The following is a 26,184-nucleotide window of genomic DNA, read 5'->3' on the forward strand; positions in this document are numbered from 1 at the left end:
GATCGCACCTCACTCACAGGGAACTGACCGTGGAAACCTGGATGCGCTTCAAGTCGAACGACGGCAAGACTGTCTTCGGCCGTGTTGAAAACGGCTACCTGCACGAATACGCAGGTCTTCATGATCCGGTGCCGACAGGCGCCGTGCTGTCGACGCGCGCTCTTTCGCAGATCGCCCCGTGCGCGCCCGGCAAGGTCGTCGCGTTGTGGAACAACTTCCATGCGCTCGCCGCCAAGCTCGACAAGCCGGTTCCGTCGCATCCGCTCTTTCTGATCAAGCCGGCGGAATCGGTCATCGGATCGGGCGATCCGATCCAGCGCCCCGTCAGCTACGCGGGCAAGATCGCGTACGAAGGCGAACTCGGCATCGTGATCGGCAAGCGTTGCCGCAACGCGAGTGTCGAGGAAGCCGCGGCGTCGATCTTCGGCTATACGATCGTCAACGACGTGACGGCCGCCGAGCTGCTCAATGAGAATCCGCACTTTCCGCAATGGTGCCGTGCGAAGGGCTTCGATACGTTCTGCTGTGTGGGTCCCGCGATCGTGTCGGGTCTCGACTGGCATGCGTGTCACGTCGTGACGAAGGTCGATGGCGTCGAGCGGCAGAACTATCCGCTGTCGGACATGGTGTTTTCGCCGGCGGAGCAGGTCAGCATGATTTCCCACGATCTGACACTGGAACCGGGCGATGTGATTGCCTGCGGAACGTCGATTGGCGTCGGGTCGATCAAGGACGGCGCGACCGTCACGGTTTCAATCGAAGGCATTGGTACGTTGAGCAATATCCTCGCTCTCGCGGGCGAGGGCACACAACAGGCCGCTATCACGGCCGCGAGTATTTCCGTCTGATCTGGGCGACGCCGCACCACGGCGTCGCGAGAGGGGGAGACATGCCGGAAGAATTGGGCAACGTCGTCTATGCAGTTGTCGGCGTGCTATTGATTGTTGCGGGTGCAACGTTTTGTGCGCGGACCGTTCGCCACCGCGATCTGCTGCACAGGCCAGGTTTTCTGACGCTGCTTGGCAGCGGCGTCGGCCTGATGGTGATCGGGGCGGGCTTCGCACGCTATCTGCTTTCCAGGATGCCCGCGGGGATCGAGCGCGTCGAGTCGTGTGTCGCGGTGTTTATCGGCGGCCTGGTGTTCGCAGGCTGCGCGATCACGTTCTTCAAGCTGCGCGGTCTGCTCGTGGATCGCAACGCTGCGTTTCCTGGCTACAAGGTCGTCAACGTCGTCGCGCTGCTGTTGTGTGCGTGGCTCGGCTACGCGTTCGTGACGGAAGATACGCAAAACTTCGACGTCGCCGCGCTCTTCGCGATGAGTCTGCTCGCGGCCGCGCTCGGCGCGCACATGATGACGGCCGCCGATCACGAACCTCATGCGCCGGCGTTCGCGATACCCGGTGCGCGCGTTCATGCGCGCTGCGGTGTCTTGCATCGGCGCGGCATCCTGGAGCGCATCGAACTGCGTGGCGATCCTTCACACGTCGTGCCTGGCGACGAGTTCTCGACGCCATGCTGGGCGCTGCGCGATGAATGCGGCGTGCAGCGTGCGGGCGCGTACCGGCGCGGCGTCGAATGGCGTTATCGCGGCAGGCAGCGGTATCGCGCGATGCGCCATCCGGCGGGTGCGCCGGTGCTCAAATGAGCGAGTGGGCGGGAAGCCGGATGCACGCGCAGAGGGTGCGCGTGCAGGCAAGGTCATATGAAGTGGATTACGCGCCGCGTGCCGGCGTAAAAGCATCGAAGTACTGGCTCTTTTTCTGCAGGATCAGCTGGGCCAGAAAGTCGGCGTCGTATGCCCTGTGCAGATGAGCGTGAAACCGCTCGATGTACGCGGTAATGCGGGCGAGTTCGCAGTTGAACTCATTGAGCGCATCGAGCGTGTCGCGGTCCCACCGGAACCGCAAGCCGAGGTCGCTGAATGCTGCATTCCATGCGCTCAGGTGCGCATCGTCAGGACTGTCCGCAATGACGCGGCCAGCACGCGAGGTGGTATGAGACTGAACCGAAGCGTGGTTGATCATCATCGGGCTCCCAGGCGGTGGAGTGAAAAAGCTCGACTCAAGCATAGGCATGCGCACCGATCGGTAATAGTTAAAGTTTTATTGGAAAACCATACGCTATCGCTTATACACGCCCGTTTCCTTCAGGTTCGTGATGTTTTCGATGAGGTCCGCACCTTCCTCCATCAGAAAGCGCTTGAATGCTTCAGCGACGGGCGGCAGGCGCTTGTTCTTGCGATGCACCACGTACCAGTTCAGCATCACCGGAAAGCCTTCGACGTCCAGCACGGCGAGATTGCCGACCTGCAGTTCGAGGCTGATCGTATGCGCGGACAGGAACGCGATGCCCATGCCCGCGATGACCGCCTGCTTGATCGTTTCCGTGCTCTTGATCTCCATCGCGATCTTGAGATTCGTGAGCTTGCCGGCGAAACCTTCTTCCATCGAATTCCACGTGTCCGAGCCGCGCTCGCGCACGATGAACGGCTCGTTCGCGAGCTGGCCCAGCCGGATGTTGCTTTTCTTCGCAAGCGGGTGCGTGGGGGCCGCGACGATGACGTAAGGGTGCGGCGCGAACGGCTCGTTGACCGAATCCATTTCGTGCGGCGGACGCACCATCACCGCGAGATCGGTCTGGTTGGTCGACAGCTGGTGCAGCAGTTCCTCGCGGTTATGCACCGCGAGATTGAGCGTGACACCCGAATAGCGCCGCGTGAATTCGGCGAGCAGGCGCGGAAAGAAGTAGTCGCCGGCGCTGATCACCGCCACGTTCAGCGTGCCACCCGATACGCCCTTGAGCCGGCCCATCGCTTCGTCGACTTCATGAAACTGCTGGATGATCGCGCGGCTGTAGTGAAGCATCTCGGTGCCCGCAGGCGTCAGGTAGATCTTCTTGCCAAGCTGTTCGAAGAGAGGAAGCCCGGCGTGCTCTTCAAGCTGACGGACCTGGGTCGAAACGGCCGGCTGCGTGAGATGCAGTTCCTCCGCCGCGCGCGAAAAGCTGAGGTGCCGCGCGACTGTTTCGAAGACCTTCAACTGGCGAAGTGTTGCGTTCCTCATTGTCATGGCCATGTATAAGCTAAGGTGAATCTACATAATAACAAACTTTAATTATTAGTTATCGAGCAATGACCCTAGCATGGTTCTGCAGGGCGGCGATTTTAAAGGCGGAACGCACCGGGTTAACGAGTAGGGGAAGCAATCATATGCAGTAAGGGTTTGGCCCGGTTGAAGCAGATTAAATAAAGTCCGCTCCTTCAGTCTGATGATTTACGCACTGATTTTTATATGGAATTAATTTCAGGCAGTGCAGGTATCGAATATTCCCGGATGCATCAAATTTCGGGTCACAACTATAAGGTGAAATGGATACAGCGCGGCGATTGGGCCGGCTGCACTGAATAGATAGCGGAGACAAGGCAAATGGACGTTCTAACCCAGCAACCGCCTACCCCTTCCTTTATAGGGAACCGGTGGACCCAGCTTGTGATTGGCATGGTGTGCATGGCACTCGTCGCCAATCTTCAATATGCGTGGACGCTTTTCGTCGCGCCCATGAACGCCCGGCATCACTGGGGCGAAGCATCGATTCAACTCGCTTTCACCATCTTCATCCTGACCGAAACGTGGCTGGTTCCCGTGGAAGGATGGTTGGTCGACAAGTTTGGTCCGCGTCCGGTCGTGGCCGTCGGCGCGGTGTGCGCGGGCGTCGCGTGGGTCCTCAATTCGTATGCTTCGGTTCTGCCACAGCTGTATGTTGCGGCTGTGATCGCAGGTGTCGGCGCGGGTGGCGTGTACGGCACGTGCGTCGGCAACGCGTTGAAGTGGTTCCCTGACCGTCGCGGGCTCGCGGCGGGTCTGACTGCAGCCGGCTTCGGCGCGGGCGCGGCCGTTACGGTCATTCCGATCGCGAACATGATCACGCGCCGCGGCTACGAAGACACGTTCTTCTACTTCGGCATCTTTCAGGGCGCGTGCATCTTCGTGCTGGCGTTGCTGCTCAAGAAGCCGCAGCCGCGTGCCGCCGCTGCGCCGCGAAAGAACTTCGCGGTGTCGCAAAAGGATTACACGCCTGGCCAGATGATCAAGACGCCCGTGTTCTGGGTGATCTACGCCTCGTTCGTCGCGGTTGCGGCCGGCGGGTTGATGGCTACCGCGCAGATTGGTCCGATCGCAAAAGACTGGGGTCTCGCCAAGCTGCCGATGCAGTTCTTCGGGATGACGCTGCCGCTCCTCACCGCGACGCTGTCGATCGACAACATCTGCAACGGCTTCACGCGTCCTTTCTGCGGTTTCATCTCCGACAAGATCGGCCGTGAAAACACGATGTTCTTCATCTTCATCGGTGAAGGGATCGCGCTCCTCGGTCTGATGCAGTACGGCACCAATCCGTATGCGTTCATGACGTTCGCAGCGCTGATTTTCCTGTTCTGGGGCGAGATCTTCTCGATCTTCCCGGCGATCTGCGCGGACACATTCGGCAGCAAATACGCGGCCGCCAACGCAGGCACGCTGTACACGGCGAAGGGCACCGCGTCGCTCATCGTGCCGATTGCCTCGGTGCTGGCTGCAACGGGCGGATGGAACCTGGTGTTCATCGTCGCGGCGCTCATCACGATTACGGCGGGCATTTCGGCAAAATTCGTCCTTGCACCGATGCGGGCACGCTGGGTCGATGCGAGTGAGAACCCGGTCGTGCCGACCAAAAGTGCCTCCCGTCTGAGCCACTGGCCGGAGCAGACGGGTGAATAAATCACAGCCTTTCGCGTCATGAATATCTCGCTGCATCAACTGAGAGTGTTCGTTGCGGTCGCGCGCCAGCGGAGCTTTACCCGCGCGGCGCGCGAGTTCGATCTCACGCAGTCGGCGGTGAGCCGCTGCGTGCGCGAGCTTGAGGATGCGATCGAGTTACGGCTCTTCGATCGCACAACGCGCCAGGTCGAGCTGACGACGGCCGGTGCGAGCCTCGAACGCCGTATCGGCCGTCTGCTCGACGAAATCGACATCACGCTGCGCGAAGGCCGCGCCGCGCACGAGAGCCATACCGGCGTCGTGGTGATCGCGAGCAATCCCGTGCTGTCGTCGAGCTGGCTGCCTGGCGGCCTCGCGCGCTGTGCAGCCGCATTCCCCGATCTGATCATTTCCGTCAAGGACGTCCCGCAGGCCGCGGTGCTCGCAGGCGTCGAGCATGGCGAAGTCGACTTTGGCGTCGTCTCCGATTTCGATCCCGCGACACATACCGGCATGCATGCGCAGGCGCTGTTCTCGACGCCGCTGTGCGCGGTTCTGCCCGAAGCCCATCCGCTTGCGCTGCGTCCGACGCTCGCATGGAGCGCGCTCGACGAGGTGCCGCTCGTCACACTGAACGCGGATGCCGGCAGCCGCGCGAGCGTCGACCGCGCGCTTGGCGCGTTGCGCTCGCGCGCGCGGCCGATCCAGGAACTGGGGCACGTTGCCGCCGTGCTGCGCATGATCGAGCTCGGGCTGGGCGTTGGCGTGCTGCCGGTCGACGCACACTGGCCCGCCCATCCGGGGCGCACCGTCACCCGGCCACTACTGCCGGAAGTCTCGCTCACGACGATGCTGGTGCGTCGCAAGAACCGGTCGCTCCGCCCGAACGCGGAAGCGGTCTGGTCGCAGTTTTTCAAGGAAGCGCATCCTCAGGGCCTCGCCAATGGGGCGGGCCCGATATGGCCAGGTGTCGGCGCGCGTACCCTCGCGGCAATGCCTGGCAACAGCTCGGTGTTACGAACACCGTAGCCTGCGCAGTCCTGTGCTTCGGGACGCGCAATGAATGATTTTTGCAAGGAGCACGACAATGGACACCCAGACAAAGGCGGACCTCAAACGCCATGACCTGCTGATCAACGGCAAACGCGTGCCGCCTGGCACCGGTGAATACTCCCTCAACCTGAACCCCGCCACCGAAGAACCGATCGCGCTCGTCGCCCAGGGCAGTGCGGCGGACGTCGACACGGCGGTCGCGGCCGCGCGTGCCGCGCTCAAGGTGTGGAACGCGCTGCGCGCCTCCGAACGCGGGCGCATCCTCAATCGCTTCGCGGAACTCCTGCGCACCCATCAGGACGAAATCGCCGCGCTCGAAAGCCTCGACGCGGGCAAGCCGATCGCCTCGGTGATGCGGCAGGACGTGCCCGCCGCGATCGACACGCTCGCGTACTACGCCGGCTGGTGCGACAAGATCAACGGCCAGGTGGTGCCCGTGCGACCCGACGCGCTGACGTACACGCTGCGCGAACCGGTCGGCGTGGTCGCCGCGATCGTGCCGTGGAATTTTCCGCTGATGATCGGCATGTGGAAGATCGCGCCGGCGCTTGCCTGCGGCTGCACGATGATCGTGAAGCCCGCTGAAATCACGCCGCTCTCCGCGTTGCGGATCGGCGAACTCGCGCTCGAAGCGGGCGTACCGCCCGGCGTGCTGAACATCGTCACCGGCAAGGGGCGCGTGGTGGGCGACGCGCTCGTCGCGCATCCGGGCGTGGACAAGGTCACGTTCACGGGTTCGCCGTCTGTCGGGCGCGGCATCCTGCAGGGCGCCGCGGGCAATTTCAAGCGCGTGACGCTCGAACTCGGCGGCAAGTCGGCGAACGTGATCTTCGACGATGCGAATGTCGACAGCGCCGTGCGTGCCGCTTCGTCGGGAATCTTCTTCAACACGGGGCAGGTATGTTCGGCCGGCTCGCGCATTCTCGCGCATCGCAACGTGTATGACGAAGTGGTCGAGCGCCTCGTGGCGCGGGCGAAGGCGATCCGCGTCGGCGCCCCGACTTCACGCGAAACGGCGATGGGCCCGCTTGTCTCGGCCACGCAGATGAAGACAGTGCTCGATTACGTCGACATCGGCAGGAAAGAGGGCGCCTCGCTCGTGGCGGGCGGTGCGCGGATCGGCGAGCGCGGCTTCTTCGTCGAGCCGACCGTGTTTGCGAACGTCGAGCACGAGATGCGTATTTCGCAGGAGGAAATCTTCGGCCCGGTGGCGAGCGTGATCCGCTTCAACGACGAAGACGACGCGATTCGCATCGCGAACGGCACGCTGTATAGTCTCGCCGCCGGCGTGTGGAGCAGGGACATTGGCCGCGTGCACCGCGTCGCGCGTGAGCTGAAAGCGGGCACCGTGTGGATCAACACATACGGTTACACCGATGTGCGTCTGCCATGGGGCGGCTCGGGCGATTCAGGCTTCGGGCGCGAACACGGCGATGTCGCCATCGAGAACTTCACGGAGCCGAAGGCCGTGTGGCTGTCGCTCGATCGTTGAGCAACATGCTGCGTTGAAGTGCCGTTGTCGAAAGCGAAGGGGACCGGATGCCTGGCATCCGGTCCCCTTCGTCGTTCAGGTCGCGCCTTGAAAATCAGTCGCCCTGCATTGCCATCTTTTCGCGCTGCTTGATGAGGGCGAGCACGATATCGATGGTGGGCGTCGGCTCGTTGACGAGGCGCCCCATCTCCTGGACGACCGTGAGGAGCGGGTCGATTTCCATCGGCCGGTTGTGCAGCAGATCGACGAGCATCGACGTCCGGTGCGCGCCGACTGCGCCCGCGCCGTCGATCCGCTTCTCGACATCGACGCGAAAATGCACGCCGAACTGTTCCGCAATCTGCTTGCCTTCGATCATCATCGCGCGCGACAGCGCCCGCGTGCCGGGATCGCTCGTAATGACGTCGAGCGTCGCGTGCGTGAGCGCGCTGATCGGGTTGAAACAGAGGTTGCCCCACAGCTTGAGCCAGATTTCGTCGCGGATGTTCTCGCGGATCGGCGCGTCGAAACCGGCCGCCTGCATCATTTCGTGAAACTGCTGGATACGCGGTGTGCGTTCGCCGCTCGGCTCGCCGATCGGGAATTTCTTGCCGTACACATGCTTGATGACGCCAGGCTCGGCGATCTCGGCGGCGGGGTACAGCACGCAACCAATTGCGCGCTCCGGGCCCAGCCGCGACCATTGCGATCCATCCGGATCGACGCTCGCGAGGCGCGTGCCGGCGAACTTGCCGCCGTGTTGATAGAAGTACCAGTAAGGGATGCCGTTCGTGCCCGTGATGAGGGCCGTGTGCTTGCCGAAGAGCGGCTGCATCGACTCGACAACGCCCGGCAGCGAATGCGCTTTGAGCGTGATGATCACATAGTCCTGCACGCCCAGCTCTCGCGGATCGGACGTACAGCGGACCTTGGCGGAGATTTCCTCGCCGTCCATCTGCAGTCGCACGCCGTGTTCACGCATGGCGGCGAGATGTGGGCCGCGCGCGACGAAGCTCACGTCAGCCCCCGCCCGCGCCAGTTGCACGCCCATCAACCCGCCTATTGCACCCGCTCCGAAGACACAGATCTTCATGGTTTGCCCCAGTGACGATAGAAAGCTGCCTGCCCGTTGCCGCCAGTCCAGCGTACGCGCGCGAGATGTTCTGCTATCCCGGCATGGCGCGTTTTACGCCGCCGCGAGTTCGGGCGATGTTTCGAGAATAAGAGGATGCATCGATTGATGATAGTTAAAGTTACTGACTGAATGCATTAGCGATAACTTATGGTTCGCATGCTTCTGTCAAGCGGACTCAGCTATGGCGCGCCAGCAGGAAGCTGACGCCGATCGCGCCGAGAAACGTGCCGCAGCAGCGGTTGAACCTGCGACGCACATCGGCGCGCGTGAGCCAGCGGCCAAGCCACATGCCGGCTGCCGAGTACAGCACGATCGCGATCCATTCGAGTACGAGAAAGCTTGCGCCGAGCACGCTGAACTGCGGCAACATCGGCTGCGTGATGTCGACGAATTGCGGCAGGAACGCCGTGAATACCAGAATCGCTTTCGGGTTGCCCGCGGCGACCAGGCATTCGCGCCGGGCGAGGCGCCAGAGCGACGCGTCTTCGTGTTTCGCGGTCTCGAACGTGGTGACCTTGCTGCGCCATAGCTGGACCGCAAGCCAGATCAGATAGGCCGCGCCGGCGAGCTTGATGCCGAGGAACACCCAAGCCGACGCATGCAGCACGGCGGCAAGCCCCGTGGCCGTCAGCGCGAGCATCCCTGCGAACGCAAAGAGGCGGCCCGTGCCCGCGATGCTGGCCATCCAGAAGCCATGACGCGCTGCGACATTGATCGACAGCAGGTTGTTGGGGCCGGGCGCCATGTTCAGCGCAAAGCACGCGGGCAGGAAGAACAGCCAGGCGGTAAAGGACATAAACGGCTCGCAGGATCAACACCGGATGCTTCGGCGACGCGTGCACTCAGCACAACCGGCGACGCATCTGGCGACAGGACAGGTCCCGTCGATTGTACCGAAGTGGCGAAGCCTCGCCGCGTCAATGTTCGCTCAAGGGCTGCTCAATGCAGCACGCGCACGAAATCAGGATCGCCGAGCAATGCCGACACGTTGGCCGCCACCGTGTCCTCGAGGGCGATCGTGTTGTTCGTGAACGTATGGAACTGGCGCCGTACGGTTTTCGTCGAGGCATAGAGTTCGCGTTTCGAGTCTGTCTCCGTCAGCACGTAATGCATTTTCAACGTCCACCATGCAGGCGCGCGCGCGTCTTCCACCGAGAACGCCTCGATGCGCGCGGTCAGGATGCGCGCGCTGTCGGCAGTATTGACGCCGGCGCGCGTGAGCGTTTTCGCAACCGCATCCCGCACGCTGACATCGATGTTCTTCTTGAGCGTGATGCTCGACGAAGCCGTGTTCTGAATGCGGTTCGGCGAGAGCTGACCGATTTCAGCGGGCACGTAGGCGAAACTGGAAGCGGGGGCGACCGTGAGGGAGCCCGTGGTGGGCGGAATGGTGTCGGTCTTGTGCCGGTAGCCCGGGAAGAAGCAGCAGGCCGACAGCAGCATTGCACTGCCGAAGACGCCGCAGCGGGTGAAGAGGGAAAGGGTCACGTCGTCAGTGGCTCGCCGGTTCGGGGAAGGCGCGCGTGGTGCGACGCGCCACAGGCACGCTGTTCCCATGAAGGAACGGCAGCGTTGGGCACGATGACGTGCTGGTGAAATGAGAGGTATCCGAAAAGGCAAAGGGTGCTCGCATGTTTTTGGGTATGTCCTGATCGGTGGACTTCGTCTCCGTCTGGGGTCGATTCTAAACAATCGAAATGAACATATCGATCTTTGTGATGAGGCGCATGGTCAGAACGTCGAACTGTCATATTGTGAGGCGTCATGGTCCGGCCCCTTGCGCTGGCGTCCGCCGCGGGATTTAATACCGGCAGGCGAAGCTGCTCCCCCAAAGCCGCAGGGGTGACGCCCGGCGATGGCGCGAACCGCGCGGGGCAACCGTTCGGGGCTGGGTCGGGCGTTCAGGTCCCAACGGGTAGGTCGGCGTCGCATGCCAGTTCATGACGATTCGAAGAAAACGGAGAAAAGCATGACGTCGAGCAACATCGCTGAACGGGAAGCAGCCGGTCGCGCCGCGCGCGAACGCAGCAAACGGTCCAGTCATCGCACGGTCGGCGACCTCGACCGCGATCCGGTTGCGCTGCTACGCAAGAGCAGCGAAGGGCGCGTACCGCGTCTCGTGCCATTGCGTTATGGGCGCATGTCGGTTTCCCCGTTCACCTTCTTCCGCGGTACCGCGATCATTCAGGCGCACGACCTCAGCAAGGTGCAGGACACCGGCATCGTCATGCCGATTTGTGGCGACGGCCATCTGATGAACTTCGGCGGTTTTGCGACCCCCGAACGGCAACTGGCTTTCGATCTGAACGACTTCGATGAAGTTGCGTACGGTCCGTGGGAATGGGATCTGAAGCGGCTGACCGCGAGCTTTGTCGTCGCGGCAAGGCATATGCGGCTGAGCCGCAGCACGGCCGAAGCGCTCGTGATGTCGGTCGTCACGACGTACCGCGACTGGATGCAGACGTACGCCGGATACGGCACGCTCGAACTCTGGTACGACCGCATCACGTTTGAGCGGATGATCGAAACGGCGGTCACGCCGGAAGCGCGCCGGGCGCTCAAACGCGGCCTGGAAAAAGCGGCGTCGCGCACGCACGAAAGCATGCTCGAGAAAATGGCCGAACGCGTCGACGACAGGTGGCACATACGCGATGTGCCGCCGGGTCTCTTTCACGTGCATGGCAACAACACGCTGTTCGGACCGGAAGACGACTGGATCACGCTCGGCGACTGGCGTCCGCTCGTCGGCAAGATGTACGAGGAGTACCTCGGTACGCTCACGCACGACCGGCGCAATCTGCTTCGTCACTTCGAGACTCAGGATATGGTGTTCAAGGTCGTGGGCGTGGGTAGTGTCGGCACGCGATGCCTCGTCATGCTCAATACCGACCATCTCGGCAAACCGCTGTTCCTGCAGATCAAGGAAGCGAACAAGTCGGTCGTCGGCCAGTACTACAAGCTGCCTCACGAATACAAGGCATTGGGTATCAAGCATCACGGCGAGCGCGTCGTGCGCGGGCAGCGTGTGCTGCAGGCCGTCAGCGATATTTTCCTCGGCTGGGCAACCGGCCCGTCAGGGCGTCACTTCTACGTTCGCCAGTTGCGTGACATGAAGCTGTCCGCGAACATCGAACTGTTCGACAACACCTTGCTGGACGGATACGCGCGCATCTGCGGCTGGATCATGGCCCGCGCGCACGCGAAGGCGAGCGGCCGGGCCATCGAGATCGGCGCGTACATCGGCCGCGGCGACCAGTTTGCGGAAGCGCTCGTCGGCTACGCGTCTGCTTATGCGGATCAGGTCGAAAAGGACTACGACGTGTTCATCACGGCGTGTCGCAATGGCGATCTCGAAGCCCGCACGGAAGAGGACATGGCTGCCGATTTTCGCGTGTAGTGTGGCGGGCCGGGGAACACGCTTCGCGCGTGGTGTCCGCGGCCGGCAAAATTCGTGTGCAACAGCTTGTTCACTGGGAGAGAGAAATGTTAGCGCTCATCGGTACGCTGATTGTGGGTCTGGTGGTAGGGCTGATTGCACGGGCACTCAAACCCGGCGACGACAGCATGGGTATCATCATGACGATGGTCGTGGGTATCGTCGGGTCGCTGATCGCGGGTTATGTGGGGCGGGCGATGGGCTGGTATCAGCCCGGCCAGGCGGCGGGATGGATCGCTTCCGTGATCGGCGCGATCGTGCTGCTGGTGATCGTCGGTTTCGTCAAGCGCCGGATGTAGCGCGCTTGTCCTTTCAGCGGGGATTGTCGCCGCCCAGGCGGCGCTTTCTTTGCGTGACGTAGTCCTCTACCTGACGCGCTCCTGGCATTGGTGCGTCACGTTCCATTTCACGGCGCCCCCGCCACCTTGCGCGCTTCGCGCAGCGTGACGAAACGCAGTCCTTGACGCTGCGCCGCTTCGATTACGCGCGGCAATACGGCGAGCACCAGCGGTTCGCCGTCATCGGTGGCGGCGGCGTTGCCGTCGTGCAGCAGCAGGATGTCGCGGGCGGCGAGCCCGTCGAGCAGCCGCCGGGCAACGACGTCCGGATCGCGCTCGCGCGTGTCGAAGCCGCGTCGTGTCCATGCCGCGAGGCGCAGATCGAGTTTCCCCAGAACCGGTTCGAGAAACACGTTGCGCAGCCCCGCGGGCGCGCGGAAAAAGTACGGACGCTCGCCCGTCAGCGTCTCGAAGGTCTGCTGTGCCGCCTCGATCTCACGCCTGAGCGCGCCGGGCAGCGTCACCGAAAACGTATGGACGTGAACCTGCGAGTGGTTTTCCACAGCATGCCCGCGCGTGACGATTTCGCGCGTCAGGGCCGCATGGCGTTGTGCCTTGGCGCCAATACAGAAGAACGTCGCGCGCACGCCGTAACGGTCGAGCAGGTCGAGCACGCGCGGCGTGACAGCGGGGTCCGGGCCGTCGTCGATGGTGAGCGCGATGGCGTCTGCGTTGCCTCTATGGGCCGGCAGGCGTGTCCAGTTCGGTCCCAGCAGCGACGAGCGCGGCCATAGTCCGGCGATGGTCACCGTCGCATGGTTGATCATGATGAACGCGAGCCACCACGGCCAGGCACGGGGCGCACTCAGGAAGCCGGCAAGCGCGAGCGCATGCCAGGCGATGGTGGCCTTCAGCATGGGCGGAAAGCCTTCGTAGCGCCAGCGGCGCGCGGAGGAAAGGTGAGGACCGTGCTGCGGGGTGGTTCTTGAGTCGATCATGATGCTTTCTGTCCACCTTCCCCATGCGGGGAAGGGCTGCGGGTGCGCGCGAATCCGCGCCTGAACAGCCAAAGATACCATTTACGCGCCTGCCGCCCTGCTGTTACATGTCCGCCATGTGCGTCGCGTACCTTGCCGTCCGGACCGTTGCCTTATCCGGCGGGTCCCCCCGGTCCCGTCACTTCCGCCCGTTCTGGTTGTCTGTTCCGAACAAAAAGGAGACGTCGCCGTGTTCCAGTCGAAACTGTTATCCGTGGGAATTGCGTCACTCGTGGATACACCATTGACGGCAGGCTGGACGCAGGCGCCGGGCGGTCGGCTGGGAGCCGGATTCAATCCAGGCTAGCGAAACGTTCAACACCGATGGCAGTTGCACTCCGGATGCTTCGCAATATTCCTGCTTCTCGACCGGTACGCGGTGGACGCTTCGTACGAACACGGACGGCTCACCAGACAACGTCTTCACCAGCGCGGTCACTTCGAACCTGACGTATCCGTGGTCGGCGTCAACATCATTCAGTTGGCTATCACGTCGAACCGGGCCCACGGCATCATGATCGTTGGAAATGTAGGTGGCCAGCTCGTGCCGGTGATTGTCCGTGTGGGCTATGTGCACACCGATGCAGGCAACCTGCTGAATAACACGCTCGACGACCAGGTCGGTATTTCTCTCCTGGCACCGCGCGAGATGATCGCGCAAGCGTCCCTCGCAGGCAGTTATACCGGATCGAACAGCGCATCGGCATGTGGTGTGGTCGCTTATCCGGGGCAAAGCTCGTTCGCAACTGTGATCAATGGACAAACCATCTATCCGTCCGCCGGAGCGTGTCTTGATGCAAGTGCGTCGTCCAATGCCGGGGTGAACTACGGCGCGACCCTGTTCCAGGCACCCGCGGCCGCGTTATTGAATCCCTTCACGGCGACTTCATCGACCGCTTTTTCTATGGACTTTACCCAGACGCAAGCCGGCCTGGTCAATGTAACGGCGAACCGGGACTTCCTGTCGGGCACAACCCAGATTTTCAAGGCTGGCGATACAGGTGTGATGGTCCAGGCTGGACCGGTTTATGGTTTGCTGATGAATGGGATCAACACGCAGTTCACCGCGTACAATCCGGCGACCAATGCCAGCCATGTAAATCCGTTCTTGTCGATTGGAGCTTTTGTCCAATAAGAGCCTTCGACTGCCTTTCCCCATTGCTGGGCGCAAAAATGCGGCTGCGATCGGCTGCAAAATTAAAAGAAGGAGCAGACCCGGGCCCGATGGGGTCCGCTCCTTCTTGATAAGTCGCCGCCGGATAAGTCGACGAACAGTCCAGCCAACTCGTGACCGCAAAGAAGCCACGTGTGTTGACGAAGGGTGTGCCGCCGAATGACCGCGGTCGACCAGCGCATCGTGGAAACGGTCATGTGCGGCTTCGGAACGTAGATGACCGCCATCGCATTCTTCGGGCAGGCCGAGCAATCCAGCACACTTCGCGCAGTTTTCGCCTGCAATGGGCGCATGTCGTCACCGAATCGCCACAATTGACATGATGGAGCGAATCGGGCCGCCGTCATCGTGCGCAGGCACAATGAATGGAAACCACCTTGCACCCGACAGGAAAGCGGTTCCAGGCCTAAACCTGTCGCCTCCGGCGCCGTTATAGATATAGTGGCAGTGGTTGTTCCCGATCTCCCAGAATGACGTCTTCGTATGCTGACAACTCCCGATTGCGATACGGTAGCGTCCGCCGGTCTTTCCGCCGGAAATCTGCCACCGCCGACCGCGAACCCCGAATGTGACGCAGTGGCTCGCCTCGCGCGAGCGCATTTCGGCGTCGCTGCCGCGCTGATCACGATATCTGATGCGCAGGGCCAGCGCTTGCAGGCCGCCGATGGCGTGTTGCCCAATGCGCTTCCGCCCGACCTGTTTTCCCGGAATCTCGAAGTGGGAAAGGCGCTCGACACGGTGGTCGTCATCCCGGACACACGCGACGATCCGCGGCTTTGCGTCGATCGTCAGGGTCTCGCCGTGAGATGGCCGCGTTTTTTCGCCACCTGTGCGCTGACGGACGCCGACGGACCCCATCTTGGCGCGCTGTGCTTGATGGACGACGCGTTTCGCACGTTCGACGAAGGCCAACGCGCCTTTCTGCGCGAACTGGCGACACTGGCCGCGCAAGCGCTTGGTCGAGCGCGCAAAGAGACCGCATTGCGCGACCGCGTGGCCACGCTGGAGGCCGGCCAGGAGCTGACTACGCTGGCGTTGACGGGAAGTGGAACAGGCGTCTGGGACCGCAATGCCGTCACGGGTGAGATTCACTATTCGCCAGCGTGGAAGGCGATACTCGGGTATGAGCCGCACGAGCTCAGCAACCGGATCGAGGACGCCTATCTGCGCTTGCATCCCGACGACCTCGAGCATGTGCAGGCGACGATGCAGGCGCACTTCGAAAGCAGGACGGACAGCTATGCGGTCGAGCACCGCATCCGATGCAAGGATGGCACCTACAAGTGGATCTGCAGCCGCGGTAAGGTCGTCAGCCGCGACCGCGACGGCCGCGCGCGGCGCATGGTCGGCACGACCACAGACATTACCGCCTTGCGCGACACGGCCGCGCAGTTGCAACAGACTATCGACCTGATCACGAACCTGACCGACGAAGTGCCGGGTCTCGTCTTCCAATACCGGGAACCGGTCAACGGGTGTGGCTTCTTCTCATACGCGAGCGACGGGATCCAGGACATCTACGAGGTGACGCCTGAGCAGGTCGCGCAGAGCGCTGGCGTCGTCGAAGCACTGATTGACCCACGCGACCTCGCCGCATATCGACAGTCGCTGCTTGAATCGGCTGCGAACCTGACGCCGTGGCGCCTCGAATATCGAGTCAGGCTGCCGCAGCAAGGTTTGCGCTGGCGACACGGCGACGCCCGGCCGCAACGGATGCCCGACGGTAGCACGCTGTGGCACGGCTTTATTACGGACTCAACCGAACGAAAACGCATCGAGGCGGAACTGCACGAACTTGCAACGATCGACCACCTGACCCAGCTGCCCAATCGCCGCCACTTCATGGTTCAATGCGAAGCGGAACTTGTCAGAATCCGGCGTGGGGACAGTCGGGGCGCTGCCGTGCTGATGCTCGACCTCGATCATTTCAAGGCGCTCAACGACCGCTGGGGGCACGCGCTCGGTGACCGCGCGCTCAGCCACTTCGCTGAGCTGTTGCGCCTGGAGGCGCGCGCGGGCGACATCGTAGGGAGGGTCGGCGGCGAAGAATTCGCGGCCGTGCTCCCCGACTCGGACACCGAGGCAGCGATCGGATTCGGGCGGCGCGTGCAGCGACGCGCCGCTGAAACGCCGTTGATTCACGGCGACAACCGCATCGCTCTGGCAGTGAGCATCGGCATAGACAGGATGCGGGTGGCGGATGCAGGCGCCTATCAGTCTCTCGATCGCGGCGACAAGGCGCTCTATCTCGCGAAGGAACGCGGGCGCAACAGGATCGAAATCTATCGCGAATAGTATCGCGCGGCCTCGCGCCTTTGGCTGTGACGCTGCCAGAGACCTCGCTGCGCGGATACGTGAGCCATGCAGAATGTTCGGCGAGTTGCCCAGGTCGTCGACAGCCCATGCCATCACGAGAGCGACTGCGGCCAACGGGCGATCAGGCAGAGGGCCCTGATCGACCGGTCACTCTGTGCCAGGCGTGCGCTTCTTCGGCGTGGGTGCGGTGCACAGCACGCGCTCCTGAAATCGGGGAAATTACCCTGGCACCTGCACACCCGGGCCTGGACCTGACCCCACTCACGCCAGTCGGCGCACGCTTCGGGCCGCGCTCAGGATTCAGCCAGGAAGCTGTCGCGAAAAGCCTGCAGGTTCGTCTCGATGCTGTCCGCGTAGCCTTCGTCGAAAGGTGCCGCGGCCGCCCGTGCGAGCAGGTCGCCCAGAAGCTTCCGATACGTGCGGTCATCAGCCAGGAGCGACCGGACTTTCTCAAGGGTCGCGGGCAGCGCGGCGTGCCGCGCGTCACGTCCGAGTAGGGCACTGGATGCAATTGAGTCGTCGAACCCGTGTAGCTCCATCAGGTCGACAGCCTCCGTCCAGATGCGCTCCTCGTTCCCGGCCCAGAGGTAGCTGCGCAGGATCAGCAACAGGTCGGACGCGTCCTTGTTCTCCGTCAGTCGCCGGTCCTCCCAGGCGAGCAGCTTGAGTAGCGTGAGCGCGGGAAGCGCAACAACCGGCACCACGTTGTCAGCCTCGACCTTCACCTGAGCCGCTGTATCGACTGCTTCCCTGAAGCCAAGCACCGTGAGCACGACCTTGCGCTCAGGCGGCCACGCGATCGACCCCTTCGGCGCTTCGATGTCCCCGAACGGCACGAGATCCAGCGGCAGGGTCATGCCGGTACCGGCGTGCGTGAACCGCAGCCGCTGCTGCGCGCGGTCATCGCGCCGGAAACCGTCCAGCGCAGCAAGGGCGGCGACAAGACTCTCGTGGAGGTCCCAACTCACGGCACACACGGCAACGTCGACATCGCGCGTGGCGCGCTCGGCCTTCACACCGTACACCTGCCACAGGATGATGTCGCGCGCCGTTGCTCCAGCAACGACAAACGAAGTGCCCAAACGGCGTGTCGTGTCGCTGACCAGTCTGAGTAACGCGGCGGTCGCAGGGTGGAGAGGCCGTTCTTCGCTTACGTTAAGCATGGAGGATTCCGACAAAGCGGTCGTATATATCCTTCGCGACCGACAGGTTCCGGCTGTCTCCGGACGCGATCAGATCGGCGTAGACGAGCAACGGGTGTACGACCGGGCGCGACGGTGACGTGTCCCATCCATAGTCGACGGGCTCGCGCCAGAACGTCGTGAGGACCTCCACATCGCCATCAACGGCAGGGCGCAGGCGGGCCGCCTTCAGGAAGTCTGCGCCGAGTTTCTGCTCGGCGTAGAGGGTCACGCGGGCTGCCTTGAGATCCTGCGTGACGAGGTCGGCCGCCGCCTCGCCGCCAAGTCTCGCATCGAACTTCAGGAAATCGAACGAGCGCCACCAATCCCCGGACGCGCTGGCAAACCGGGCCTGTGCCAGTTTGATGCGCAGGCGCGTAGGGTAGAGGCTCACCCATTCCTCCACGTACCTGGGCCAGTCCGGAAACATTCGCTGCCCGTTGCGACGTGTGACGAGAAGGCCGCGCGCCAGCAAGTCGTCGACCACCTGATTGGTGGTGCTGAGCGCGGCACCCGAGATAGCAGCAATCTTGCGATAGGGCTCACTGGCGAGCCCGGGCTGTGTCGCGAGCGCAAACATGACCTGCAGGCCCTTGCTGGTCGTAGAGCGCGAGGTGGGCGAGTGGGTCGAAAGTGAAACGCGCGCACGCCCGAGGATCATGATGGTGACCTCCGGCGCACGGATGAACGCGTTGCCGGCTACATCGAGAAAGGGAATGTTGCGGTCGATCAGGAAAGACGCCAGACCCGGATCAATGTATGGCGCCACGAGCATGAGTGGGCGATCGTCACCAGAGCCATGCAGATTCGAAGCCAGAAGAAGATTCGTGTGGCTCGCCCGGGATGCCACGTGGACGCCCGTCACGAGCTTCCTGTCGTCAATATCGAACTGAATGGCGCCGTTGGCCGCGAGAGTGTGGCTGGAGGCGGGAACGGGCTTCGCTGCGTAGATGCGCGTCGATGTCTGGAAGGCGTTGCACGCGGCATCCAGAATTTGCTGCTCGTTTAGCGAAAGGACATCATGGCGAGGTGGCATCGGGTACCTTCTGTACGATTTTAATTCAGTGTACGAGAAAATCGTACATAGTCAATAAATCGTACAAAAAAACTCAACGCATTGAATATCAAAGGTGTGGCGCGTCTGCGTACGATTTGCCGTCCACGTACGAAAAAAACGTACGCGCCGTTATTTTCGTACACGAACGGCGCAGCTACTGGTCGGTCAGCTGGGACGCGCCAACGCGGCCTGCGGCGCCAACCGCTCGACATACTCCGACCGTCCGCAGTCAAAGACCGCTTCGCCGCTGGCTGGTGCCCGCGCATAGTTCGACTCGAAGTTGCGACTTCTCCCATCCAGCACGATCCACTGGGCGCCTTGGGAGAGCCTGATGCATACGCCCGTAAGATAGTCCTGCCTGTTATGGTTGATTCAATTCCAGCGAGCCGCCGCGACTATCTTGATGCGCTCGAAGGTGACAATCGCCGTGTCGGATTGAGCAATTCCATGGTGTTGCCGCTGGATTCCGGCTTTGTGGCGAAGTCGCCCATGTGCGCCACGATCGTCTGCATTTCCGGCTCTTGTGCGGACAGTGGCAGCACAAGGCCATCATCAGAACGCGCGGCCGTCAGCAGGGATGTGGCCACGACGACCAGACAGAGCATCACTGAACATTTTCGTTGCGACGGCAGCCGTGAGCGATCGCTTGCGCACGCGAAACCCCCGCTTCGACATTTGTGATGGACGATCCGCTGCTGTATGGTGCGAGGGCGAAGAAAACGGAGCAGGACGAACAGGAAGGGAGAGACGTTGTGAGTACCGATACGAAAGAGGGCAAGGTTGCGCTGGTCACGGGTGCGGGTAGCGGCATTGGCCGCGCGAGCGCGGAGCGCCTGTTGCAGCACGGCTATCGCGTCGTGCTGGCGGGACGCCGCCAGGCGCCGCTCGATGCGCTCGCCGAAGCCGCCGCGCAACGCGGCGAAGACGCGCTCGCCGTTTCATGCGACGTCACGGACGAAGCCAGCGTGGCCGCGCTCTTCGACGCGATCCGCGCCCGTTATGGCCGCCTCGACGTGCTGTTCAACAACGCGGGCCGCAATGCGCCGCCCGTCGACATTGACGAGATCAGCCTCGACGACTGGCGCTCGGTCGTCGATACGAATCTGACGGGCGTGTTTCTGTGCACGCGCGCGGCGTTCGGCATGATGAAGACGCAGTCGCCGCGCGGCGGACGCATCATTAACAACGGATCGATCTCGGCGCATGCGCCGCGTCCGTGGAGCATCGCCTACACGGCCACCAAGCACGCGATCACCGGCCTCACGAAATCCGTTTCGCTCGACGGACGTCGACACGATATCGTCTGCGGACAGATCGACATCGGCAATGCCGCGACGGAAATGGCCGCGCGCATGGCGCGCGGCGTGCCGCAGGCGAACGGCGAAACGGCGATCGAGCCGTTGATGGACGTGGGGCTCGTCGCCGATGCCGTGCTGCATATGGCGAGCCTGCCGCTCGCCGCGAACGTGCAGTTCATGACGATCATGGCAAGCAAGATGCCGTTCGTCGGCCGGGGTTAAGCCCGCAGGAGGACCGCGCCGCGCGCCGCGCCGGCGGCGCTGACAGCACGTCGGGCGCGTTCCCCCTATACTGGTCGACTCCTGTCATTACCCGGATATCGTCGTGCCGCAAGCGTCGATCGAGGACGACCCGATGCCGGTGCCTCCCACGCAGCCAGAATTCGAGGATTGTTGCGGCACCGGTTGCGATCCGTGCATCTTCGATATTTACGAAGCCGCGCTTGAACGCTATCGCGTCGCACTCGCCGCTTGGGAAGAACGGCATCGTGCGATGCGTCGCGGCGACGCATGCGAGCCACGCGCAAAGAAACCCCGCCGTACCCGTTCATGAACGAACCTCTGTTACCTGCCGCGGCCGCCGTCGAACCGCATGCGCTTTCCGCGCTGCACGACTTTGTGCGGCGACATCCGCGGCTTTTTGTACTGACGGGCGCGGGCATCAGCACGGACTCCGGCATCCCTGGCTACCGCGATGAGAACGGCGAATGGAAACGTTCACCGCCGATCACGCTGCAGGAATTCCTCGGCACGGAACACTCGCGTAAGCGCTACTGGGCACGCAGTATGGTCGGGTGGCCAGTGGTTGCCGATGCCGCGCCGAACGCGGCGCACCGCGCACTCGCCCGGCTCGAAGCCGCCGGACGCATCGAAACGCTCGTGACGCAGAACGTCGACGGCCTGCACCAGCGCGCCGGCAGCGCGGACGTGATCGAACTGCACGGCAGCATCGGCGGTGTCACGTGTCTGGACTGCGGCGCGCAGCATGCGCGCGCCGCGATCCAGCACACGCTCGTCGCAGACAATCCCGCGCTCCTCAATGCGAGCGCCGAACCCGCCGCCGATGGCGACGCGCATCTCGAATGGCACGATCTCGCTACGTTCCGTGTGCCGCCCTGTCCGGTGTGCGGTGGTTTGTTGAAGCCGTCGGTGGTGTTCTTCGGCGAGAACGTGCCGCGCGAGCGCGTCGAGTCGGCCGGGCGCGCGCTCGAGGCCGCGGATGCGGTGCTGGTGGTCGGCTCTTCGCTGATGGTGTATTCGGGCTATCGGTTTTGCGTCTGGGCGGAAAAGGCCGGCAAGCCGGTTGCGGCGATCAACCTCGGCAGGACGCGCGCCGATGCAATGCTGGCGCTGAAGGTGGCCGCGCCGTGTGCGGATGCGCTAACCGCGCTCGCTGCGCAACTCGCCTCGCAAACCTGACCTTGCTCAAACACGCCACGATTCGATGAACACACCGAACCCGAACCTGCGACAGCGCTCGCCTTCCGCCGAACGTAACCGCGATCCCATCCTCGCCGTGCTGCTACAGGCGCTGCCACAAAGCGGCCTCGTGCTCGAAATCGCGAGCGGCACCGGCCAGCACGTCACGCATTTTGCATCCGCGCTGCCGGGTCTCACGTGGCAGCCGAGCGATCCCGACGCGGATGCACGCGCGTCGGTGGCAGCGTGGACCGCACATGCCGGGCTCGCGAACGTGCGCGCGCCACTCGCGCTCGATGTGCGCCGCACGCCGTGGGGCATCGAGGCCGCGAACGCGATCCTCTGCATCAATATGATCCACATTTCGCCGTGGGCCGCGACCGAAGCGCTCTTCGCCGGCGCCGGGCGCATACTGGAGCGCGGCGGCGTGCTTTATCTGTATGGGCCGTACCGCCGCCACGGCGCGCACACCTCAGAGAGCAATGCAGCGTTTGATCTGCAATTACGCAGTCGCGACCCCGGATGGGGCGTGCGCGATATGGAAGCCGTCGTGGAACTGGCCGCAGCCGCGGCGTTCGAAGGGGAAGAACCGGTAGCGATGCCCGCGAACAACTTCAGTCTGGTGTTCCGCAAGCGCTAGCGTGCGTCGGGTGCACCGCAGGCATGCGGCGTCCCGCCATTTCTTTTATCCTTTCACCCTCGACGCCGCGCGGGCAGACAAGCCGCTGCGGCATACCGTCTTTCTGGAATCTGGAGAATTCATATCATGGGCAAGCAGGCAATCGGCGTGGTAGGGCTGGCGGTCATGGGCCGCAATCTGGCGCTCAACATCGAGAGCCGCGGTCACGCGGTTTCCGTCTACAACCGGAGCCGCGAAAAAACCGATGAACTGATCAAGGACTGTCCGGACCGCAAGCTCGTGCCGGCTTACACGCTGGAAGAATTCGTCGATTCGCTGGAAAAGCCGCGTCGCATCCTGATGATGGTCAAGGCCGGCGCACCGACCGACGATACGATTGCCTCGCTCAAGCCGCTGCTGGACAAGGGCGACATCCTGATCGACGGCGGCAACACGCACTTCACCGACACGATCCGCCGCAACCAGGAACTCGCGAAGGCGGGCCTGCATTTCATCGGCACGGGTGTGTCGGGTGGCGAAGAGGGCGCGCTGAAAGGGCCGTCGATCATGCCGGGCGGCCAGCGCGACGCCTACGATCTGGTTGCGCCGATCCTCACCGAGATCGCCGCGAAAGCGCCGGACGGCGAGCCGTGCGTCGCGTACATGGGCCCGGACGGCGCGGGTCACTTCGTGAAGATGGTGCACAACGGCATCGAGTACGGCGACATGCAGCTGATCGCCGAAAGCTACTGGGTGCTCAAGCAGGTGCTGGGTCTGTCGAACGAGGAACTCGGCAAGGTCTACACCGAATGGAACGAGGGCGAGCTCGACAGCTATCTGATCGAAATCACGTCGAAGGTCTTCGGCAAGAAAGATGACGAAACGGGCAAGGATCTCGTCGATGTGATCCTCGACCGCGCGGCGCAGAAAGGCACCGGAAAGTGGACAAGCCAGAATGCACTCGACCTCGGCGCACCGCTGCCGCTCATTACCGAAGCCGTCTTTGCGCGCGTGCTGTCCTCGCTAAAGGATCAGCGCGTGGCCGCGAGCAAGGTCATCACCGGGCCGGAAAAGAAGCCGTTCAGCGGGGACCGTGCCGCCTTCATCGAGTCGGTGCGCCGCGCGCTCTACTTCAGCAAGGTGATCTCGTACGCACAGGGCTTTGCGCAACTGCGCGCCGCATCGGACGACTACAAGTGGGATCTCGACTACGGCACGATCGCAAAGATTTTCCGCGCGGGCTGCATCATCCGCGCCCGCTTCCTGCAGAAGATCACGGACGCCTATTCGAAAGACAGGACGATCGCGAACCTGCTGCTCGACCCGTACTTCAACGATATCGCAACGAAATATCAGGGCGCGCTGCGCGATGTTGTCGTCGCCGCGGTGCAGGCCGGCGTGGCCGTGCCGGCGTTCGCCTCGGCGATTGCCTACTTCGACGGCTATCGTTCGGAGCGTCTGCCGGCGAACCTCGTGCAGTCGCAGCGTGACTTCTTCGGTGCGCACACATTCGAGCGCATCGACAAGCCGGGTAGCTTCCACGCGAACTGGTCGTAAGCGACGGCTGGCTTCAGCAATGTGACTGGGAAGGGCGTGCCTGCGGGCACGCCCTTTCTGTTTTGGTGGACTGTTGTTCGATACAACAAGGCAGACCGCGATCCGATGTCAGCGGTCGACAGATTGTTGCGATTTGAGTAATAGATTTTAAATGGATTAGTGGTTTTCCCTGGCTGGTGACTTCACTAGACTTGCGCCCAAGCGCTGAAGGACACGATCCCGAAGCGATTCAAAAACAGGTTCGGAGGTAGTTACCATGAAAGCACTGATCAAGGCAGCCGTTGTCGCAGCCGTTCTCGCCGCTCCCGTCGTATCGTTCGCGCAGTCGAACGAGCCGCTCACGCGCGCCCAGGTCCGCGAAGAACTCGTGCAGCTCCAGAAAGCCGGCTACAGCCCGCTCGACGACCGTAACAGCTATCCGGTTCACATCCAGGCAGCCGAAGCCCGCATCGCGGCGCAAAACGGCACCACGCCGGTGAACACCAGCTACGGCCCGGCGACGAAGGGTTCGTCGCAAGCCGGCGCCCGCGCCGAGCAGACGGGTCCGCAATCGGTTTTCTTCGGCAACTGAGCTGGAGTGGGTGAGGCGGGGTGAATGTGAGGCAGGCATCCTGCTCCTGACGGCCCGCAACGCTCAAAGAAAGAATCGCAGGCAATAAAAAACGCTGGCCGGAATGATCCGGCCAGCGTTTTTTTATGCATCAGTGCAACGTGCGATGGCGACGGGCGATATCGTCGAAGAGTTCGCGGCTCGGCTCGAGTGCGAGCAGCCACGTTTCGTCGTAGCCGCTAAGCGTGTCGAGCGCCTCGCGCAGGCGTTCGATCGCGACCGCGGGCAGCTCCACGGTCGCCTCCACGCCGCTCGACAGGCGCGCGATGCTGGCGAGCTGAACCAGGGCGTCGGCAGCCTCGGCGACATCGGTGGCAAAGACGAGGTGCGTGTTCAGCAACTCTGCCAGCCCGGGCGACGTTGCGACATCCTCGACGTTGAGCTGCAGGGCCAGAAACGTGGCTTTGTTCATCCTCGAACTCCTCGCGGACAGGACATCGCGGTAATCGGCAAATGGCTCACCCGCAGTCTCTTGCGGCAGTAACGGGGAGTATAGGCCAGTGCCGGGTGTAATCAATGCAGGTGCCCGACCGCCGATTCCGTGCCAATTGCTGCCACCTTGTCATAAGCCGGCCTGCACCGGGCTTCTGAGCCATATAATGATCCGGCACCTTCTTCTGACCAGCGGGTTTGCCTTCCAGCATTTAACCCAGCCGGCATAGGCCGGCCGGGTGATGCAGACTGGACGGCGAAACGGAAACGCACGGCACGATCATGAAAATCATCCGTACGAGGAATTTCACGGCAAGCCGTCCGTGGGGCGCACTCGACATCGCGAATATGGGCGGCATCACGACGCGTCTGCACTGGACCGATCAGCCTTACAAATGGCATGTGAACGACGGCGAGGAGGTTTTCGCCGTGCTCGATGGCCGCGTCGAGATGCGTTATCGCCTCGACGGCGATGAACATTCGGCCATTCTGGAAACTGGCGATGTGTTTTACGCGTCTATGGGTACAGAGCATGTCGCTTATCCGCTTGGCGAGGCACGGATTCTGGTCGTGGAAACCGGAGGCAGTGTCTGACGCAGGGCAACCTCAGCGAGGACGAACGATGACCGCAGCCTGGTCGCGCCGCACGGCGCAGGTTCTGCTTTTCATGGGCGTGGCAGTGTCGATGTGCGCCTGCACGATCGTTCCGTGGAACGACACGACGCATCCGGGTGCACCGGCTCAGACATATCAGCCATCTTCGGGCGGCGTGCCGGCAGGGTATTACCGCGTGAATCCTGGCGATTCACTGCTTTCGGTGGCGACGGCCTTCGGCCAGCGTGCCGAAGACGTCGCGGCCTGGAACCATCTGTCGCCGAACGCGCCTGTTGTCGCCGGACAGATTCTGCGCGTCGCGCCGCCTGCGGCGTCCGTGACAGGGCCGGGCGGTGTCGTTCCGCCTGTGGCTGGCGGAGCCACGGGCGCGCCGCCGGCGGAGGTGTCGACGGTCAAGCTGGCGTGGCCCGTGCGTGGCCCGATTCTCTCGACGTTCAATGCGGCAAGGAAGGGCATCGTGATAGGCGGCAAGCCGGGCGACCCGGTGAAGGCGTCGGCCGCGGGGCGCGTGGTCTATGCGGGAACCGGCATGGAGGCGTACGGGCCGCTCATCATCATCAAACACGACGCGACGATCATCACCGCGTACGGCCACAACCGCACGCTACTCGTGAAGGAAGGCGACGCCGTCACGCAGGGCCAGACAATCGCTGAAATGGGCGCCGACGCGAACGGTTCCGGTTCGATGCAGTTCGAGGTGCGCAGCAGCGGCAAACCGGTGGATCCGTTGAGCCTCCTGCCGAAGCCGGGCGGCTGATCTGCC

The 26,184-nt window shown here is 62.9% G+C and carries 28 protein-coding genes; 18 read left to right on the top strand and 10 right to left on the bottom strand.

What is annotated here, in order from left to right; all coding sequences use genetic code 11:
* Window positions 1–29: 29 nt before the first annotated feature.
* Together LPA36_RS09860 and LPA36_RS09865 are read left to right on the top strand one after the other, a co-directional pair.
* Entirely contained in the window at window positions 30–848 is an 819-nt protein-coding gene (locus tag LPA36_RS09860) for a fumarylacetoacetate hydrolase family protein (RefSeq protein WP_228875962.1), read from the top strand.
* Window positions 849–889: 41 nt separating this feature from the next.
* Window positions 890–1,645 carry an NAD(P)(+) transhydrogenase (Re/Si-specific) subunit beta gene (locus LPA36_RS09865; RefSeq protein ID WP_228875964.1) on the top strand — a complete coding sequence of 252 codons (756 nt, stop codon included), beginning with the start codon at window positions 890–892 and terminating at the stop codon, window positions 1,643–1,645.
* Window positions 1,646–1,712: 67 nt separating this feature from the next.
* Here LPA36_RS09865 and LPA36_RS09870 read toward each other — a convergent pair whose 3' ends face one another.
* Together LPA36_RS09870 and LPA36_RS09875 are read right to left on the bottom strand one after the other, a co-directional pair.
* Entirely contained in the window at window positions 1,713–2,021 is a 309-nt protein-coding gene (locus LPA36_RS09870; RefSeq protein WP_228876532.1) for an HAD family hydrolase, read from the bottom strand.
* 99 nt (window positions 2,022–2,120) lie between these two features.
* Window positions 2,121–3,068: a LysR family transcriptional regulator gene (locus LPA36_RS09875; RefSeq protein ID WP_228875965.1), complete on the bottom strand. Its 948-nt coding sequence runs from the start codon at window positions 3,066–3,068 to the stop codon at window positions 2,121–2,123.
* Window positions 3,069–3,425: 357 nt separating this feature from the next.
* Here LPA36_RS09875 and oxlT point away from each other — a divergent pair, with 357 nt between their 5' ends.
* The 3 genes from oxlT to LPA36_RS09890 are packed head-to-tail and all read left to right on the top strand — an operon-like array spanning window position 3,426 to window position 7,278.
* On the top strand, window positions 3,426–4,754 hold the full coding sequence (gene oxlT, locus LPA36_RS09880) for an oxalate/formate MFS antiporter (protein ID WP_228875967.1): 1,329 nt from the start codon (window positions 3,426–3,428) through the stop codon (window positions 4,752–4,754).
* Between the two features lie 18 nt (window positions 4,755–4,772).
* On the top strand, window positions 4,773–5,762 hold the full coding sequence (locus tag LPA36_RS09885) for a LysR family transcriptional regulator (RefSeq protein WP_228875968.1): 990 nt from the start codon (window positions 4,773–4,775) through the stop codon (window positions 5,760–5,762).
* Between the two features lie 58 nt (window positions 5,763–5,820).
* Complete coding sequence (locus LPA36_RS09890) at window positions 5,821–7,278, top strand: aldehyde dehydrogenase family protein (protein WP_228875970.1); 1,458 nt, start codon at window positions 5,821–5,823, stop codon at window positions 7,276–7,278.
* A 94-nt stretch (window positions 7,279–7,372) separates the two neighbouring features.
* On the opposite strand, the gene LPA36_RS09895 is transcribed toward LPA36_RS09890, so the two are convergent.
* The 3 genes from LPA36_RS09895 to LPA36_RS09905 form a co-directional block, all read right to left on the bottom strand.
* Window positions 7,373–8,350: a 2-dehydropantoate 2-reductase gene (locus tag LPA36_RS09895; protein WP_228875971.1), complete on the bottom strand. Its 978-nt coding sequence runs from the start codon at window positions 8,348–8,350 to the stop codon at window positions 7,373–7,375.
* Window positions 8,351–8,567: 217 nt separating this feature from the next.
* Complete coding sequence (locus LPA36_RS09900; protein WP_228875973.1) at window positions 8,568–9,188, bottom strand: LysE family translocator; 621 nt, start codon at window positions 9,186–9,188, stop codon at window positions 8,568–8,570.
* A gap of 143 nt (window positions 9,189–9,331) precedes the next feature.
* The gene (locus LPA36_RS09905; protein ID WP_228875974.1) at window positions 9,332–9,880 is read right to left on the bottom strand and encodes a hypothetical protein; all 549 of its coding nucleotides are present in this window, start codon (window positions 9,878–9,880) and stop codon (window positions 9,332–9,334) included.
* A 481-nt stretch (window positions 9,881–10,361) separates the two neighbouring features.
* On the opposite strand from LPA36_RS09905, the gene LPA36_RS09910 reads away from it, so the two are divergent.
* Window positions 10,362–11,789 (top strand): DUF2252 domain-containing protein, encoded by a 1,428-nt coding sequence (locus tag LPA36_RS09910; RefSeq protein ID WP_228875975.1) that lies wholly within the window; start codon window positions 10,362–10,364, stop codon window positions 11,787–11,789.
* A gap of 86 nt (window positions 11,790–11,875) precedes the next feature.
* On the top strand, window positions 11,876–12,127 hold the full coding sequence (locus LPA36_RS09915; protein WP_228875977.1) for a GlsB/YeaQ/YmgE family stress response membrane protein: 252 nt from the start codon (window positions 11,876–11,878) through the stop codon (window positions 12,125–12,127).
* A gap of 107 nt (window positions 12,128–12,234) precedes the next feature.
* Here LPA36_RS09915 and LPA36_RS09920 read toward each other — a convergent pair whose 3' ends face one another.
* Window positions 12,235–13,104, bottom strand: coding sequence for a polysaccharide deacetylase family protein (locus LPA36_RS09920; protein ID WP_228875978.1), 870 nt, complete (start codon window positions 13,102–13,104; stop codon window positions 12,235–12,237).
* Between the two features lie 335 nt (window positions 13,105–13,439).
* On the opposite strand from LPA36_RS09920, the gene LPA36_RS29585 reads away from it, so the two are divergent.
* From LPA36_RS29585 to LPA36_RS09930, 3 genes are all read left to right on the top strand, one after another.
* The gene (locus LPA36_RS29585; protein WP_407674261.1) at window positions 13,440–13,661 is read left to right on the top strand and encodes a hypothetical protein; all 222 of its coding nucleotides are present in this window, start codon (window positions 13,440–13,442) and stop codon (window positions 13,659–13,661) included.
* Complete coding sequence (locus LPA36_RS09925) at window positions 13,601–14,278, top strand: DUF2957 domain-containing protein (RefSeq protein WP_228875980.1); 678 nt, start codon at window positions 13,601–13,603, stop codon at window positions 14,276–14,278. Before LPA36_RS29585 ends, LPA36_RS09925 begins: the two co-directional genes overlap by 61 nt.
* Before the next feature lie 522 nt (window positions 14,279–14,800).
* On the top strand, window positions 14,801–16,612 hold the full coding sequence (locus tag LPA36_RS09930) for a sensor domain-containing diguanylate cyclase (protein ID WP_228875981.1): 1,812 nt from the start codon (window positions 14,801–14,803) through the stop codon (window positions 16,610–16,612).
* 314 nt (window positions 16,613–16,926) lie between these two features.
* Here the strand turns inward: LPA36_RS09930 and LPA36_RS09935 are convergent, their stop codons facing one another.
* The 3 genes from LPA36_RS09935 to LPA36_RS09945 all read right to left on the bottom strand — a co-directional run bounded on the left by LPA36_RS09935 (window position 16,927) and on the right by LPA36_RS09945 (window position 19,479).
* Window positions 16,927–17,796, bottom strand: a complete 870-nt coding sequence (locus LPA36_RS09935; protein ID WP_228875982.1) for a nucleotidyl transferase AbiEii/AbiGii toxin family protein — start codon at window positions 17,794–17,796, stop codon at window positions 16,927–16,929.
* Window positions 17,789–18,850 carry a type IV toxin-antitoxin system AbiEi family antitoxin gene (locus LPA36_RS09940; protein WP_228875983.1) on the bottom strand — a complete coding sequence of 354 codons (1,062 nt, stop codon included), beginning with the start codon at window positions 18,848–18,850 and terminating at the stop codon, window positions 17,789–17,791. Before LPA36_RS09940 ends, LPA36_RS09935 begins: the two co-directional genes overlap by 8 nt.
* Window positions 18,851–19,266: 416 nt before the next feature.
* Window positions 19,267–19,479, bottom strand: a complete 213-nt coding sequence (locus LPA36_RS09945) for a hypothetical protein (protein ID WP_228875985.1) — start codon at window positions 19,477–19,479, stop codon at window positions 19,267–19,269.
* Window positions 19,480–19,551: 72 nt separating this feature from the next.
* On the opposite strand from LPA36_RS09945, the gene LPA36_RS09950 reads away from it, so the two are divergent.
* The 6 genes from LPA36_RS09950 to LPA36_RS09975 all read left to right on the top strand — a co-directional run bounded on the left by LPA36_RS09950 (window position 19,552) and on the right by LPA36_RS09975 (window position 24,335).
* Window positions 19,552–20,391: an SDR family oxidoreductase gene (locus LPA36_RS09950; RefSeq protein WP_228875986.1), complete on the top strand. Its 840-nt coding sequence runs from the start codon at window positions 19,552–19,554 to the stop codon at window positions 20,389–20,391.
* Between the two features lie 103 nt (window positions 20,392–20,494).
* Window positions 20,495–20,722, top strand: coding sequence for an oxidoreductase-like domain-containing protein (locus LPA36_RS09955; RefSeq protein WP_228875987.1), 228 nt, complete (start codon window positions 20,495–20,497; stop codon window positions 20,720–20,722).
* Entirely contained in the window at window positions 20,719–21,588 is an 870-nt protein-coding gene (locus LPA36_RS09960; protein WP_228875988.1) for an NAD-dependent protein deacetylase, read from the top strand. Before LPA36_RS09955 ends, LPA36_RS09960 begins: the two co-directional genes overlap by 4 nt.
* Window positions 21,589–21,613: 25 nt before the next feature.
* Window positions 21,614–22,228 carry a DUF938 domain-containing protein gene (locus tag LPA36_RS09965; protein ID WP_228875990.1) on the top strand — a complete coding sequence of 205 codons (615 nt, stop codon included), beginning with the start codon at window positions 21,614–21,616 and terminating at the stop codon, window positions 22,226–22,228.
* 126 nt (window positions 22,229–22,354) lie between these two features.
* Entirely contained in the window at window positions 22,355–23,764 is a 1,410-nt protein-coding gene (gndA, locus tag LPA36_RS09970) for an NADP-dependent phosphogluconate dehydrogenase (protein WP_228875991.1), read from the top strand.
* Between the two features lie 256 nt (window positions 23,765–24,020).
* The gene (locus tag LPA36_RS09975) at window positions 24,021–24,335 is read left to right on the top strand and encodes a DUF4148 domain-containing protein (RefSeq protein WP_228875992.1); all 315 of its coding nucleotides are present in this window, start codon (window positions 24,021–24,023) and stop codon (window positions 24,333–24,335) included.
* Window positions 24,336–24,465: 130 nt separating this feature from the next.
* On the opposite strand, the gene LPA36_RS09980 is transcribed toward LPA36_RS09975, so the two are convergent.
* A complete protein-coding gene (locus tag LPA36_RS09980; RefSeq protein ID WP_228875993.1) occupies window positions 24,466–24,786 on the bottom strand; it encodes a hypothetical protein in 321 nt (106 codons plus the stop codon).
* A 302-nt stretch (window positions 24,787–25,088) separates the two neighbouring features.
* On the opposite strand from LPA36_RS09980, the gene LPA36_RS09985 reads away from it, so the two are divergent.
* The gene (locus LPA36_RS09985) at window positions 25,089–25,400 is read left to right on the top strand and encodes a cupin domain-containing protein (protein WP_228875994.1); all 312 of its coding nucleotides are present in this window, start codon (window positions 25,089–25,091) and stop codon (window positions 25,398–25,400) included.
* A gap of 28 nt (window positions 25,401–25,428) precedes the next feature.
* A complete protein-coding gene (locus LPA36_RS09990) occupies window positions 25,429–26,178 on the top strand; it encodes a peptidoglycan DD-metalloendopeptidase family protein (RefSeq protein WP_228875995.1) in 750 nt (249 codons plus the stop codon).
* The last annotated feature ends 6 nt before the right edge of the window (window positions 26,179–26,184 follow it).

Origin of the sequence: Paraburkholderia saeva (assembly GCF_907164555.1) — a bacterium.
Classification (GTDB): Bacteria; Pseudomonadota; Gammaproteobacteria; order Burkholderiales; family Burkholderiaceae; genus Paraburkholderia; species Paraburkholderia saeva.

Coding starts and splice junctions, on each gene's coding strand:
- LPA36_RS09865 (WP_228875964.1), top strand. CDS start 890: ATGCCGGAAGAATTGGGCAACGTCGTCTATGCAGTTGTCGGCGTGCTA.
- LPA36_RS09875 (WP_228875965.1), bottom strand. CDS start 3,068: ATGACAATGAGGAACGCAACACTTCGCCAGTTGAAGGTCTTCGAAACA.
- oxlT (WP_228875967.1), top strand. CDS start 3,426: ATGGACGTTCTAACCCAGCAACCGCCTACCCCTTCCTTTATAGGGAAC.
- LPA36_RS09885 (WP_228875968.1), top strand. CDS start 4,773: ATGAATATCTCGCTGCATCAACTGAGAGTGTTCGTTGCGGTCGCGCGC.
- LPA36_RS09890 (WP_228875970.1), top strand. CDS start 5,821: ATGGACACCCAGACAAAGGCGGACCTCAAACGCCATGACCTGCTGATC.
- LPA36_RS09895 (WP_228875971.1), bottom strand. CDS start 8,350: ATGAAGATCTGTGTCTTCGGAGCGGGTGCAATAGGCGGGTTGATGGGC.
- LPA36_RS09900 (WP_228875973.1), bottom strand. CDS start 9,188: ATGTCCTTTACCGCCTGGCTGTTCTTCCTGCCCGCGTGCTTTGCGCTG.
- LPA36_RS09910 (WP_228875975.1), top strand. CDS start 10,362: ATGACGTCGAGCAACATCGCTGAACGGGAAGCAGCCGGTCGCGCCGCG.
- LPA36_RS09915 (WP_228875977.1), top strand. CDS start 11,876: ATGTTAGCGCTCATCGGTACGCTGATTGTGGGTCTGGTGGTAGGGCTG.
- LPA36_RS09920 (WP_228875978.1), bottom strand. CDS start 13,104: ATGATCGACTCAAGAACCACCCCGCAGCACGGTCCTCACCTTTCCTCC.
- LPA36_RS09930 (WP_228875981.1), top strand. CDS start 14,801: ATGCTGACAACTCCCGATTGCGATACGGTAGCGTCCGCCGGTCTTTCC.
- LPA36_RS09935 (WP_228875982.1), bottom strand. CDS start 17,796: ATGCTTAACGTAAGCGAAGAACGGCCTCTCCACCCTGCGACCGCCGCG.
- LPA36_RS09940 (WP_228875983.1), bottom strand. CDS start 18,850: ATGCCACCTCGCCATGATGTCCTTTCGCTAAACGAGCAGCAAATTCTG.
- LPA36_RS09950 (WP_228875986.1), top strand. CDS start 19,552: ATGGACGATCCGCTGCTGTATGGTGCGAGGGCGAAGAAAACGGAGCAG.
- LPA36_RS09960 (WP_228875988.1), top strand. CDS start 20,719: ATGAACGAACCTCTGTTACCTGCCGCGGCCGCCGTCGAACCGCATGCG.
- LPA36_RS09965 (WP_228875990.1), top strand. CDS start 21,614: ATGAACACACCGAACCCGAACCTGCGACAGCGCTCGCCTTCCGCCGAA.
- gndA (WP_228875991.1), top strand. CDS start 22,355: ATGGGCAAGCAGGCAATCGGCGTGGTAGGGCTGGCGGTCATGGGCCGC.
- LPA36_RS09975 (WP_228875992.1), top strand. CDS start 24,021: ATGAAAGCACTGATCAAGGCAGCCGTTGTCGCAGCCGTTCTCGCCGCT.
- LPA36_RS09980 (WP_228875993.1), bottom strand. CDS start 24,786: ATGAACAAAGCCACGTTTCTGGCCCTGCAGCTCAACGTCGAGGATGTC.
- LPA36_RS09985 (WP_228875994.1), top strand. CDS start 25,089: ATGAAAATCATCCGTACGAGGAATTTCACGGCAAGCCGTCCGTGGGGC.
- LPA36_RS09990 (WP_228875995.1), top strand. CDS start 25,429: ATGACCGCAGCCTGGTCGCGCCGCACGGCGCAGGTTCTGCTTTTCATG.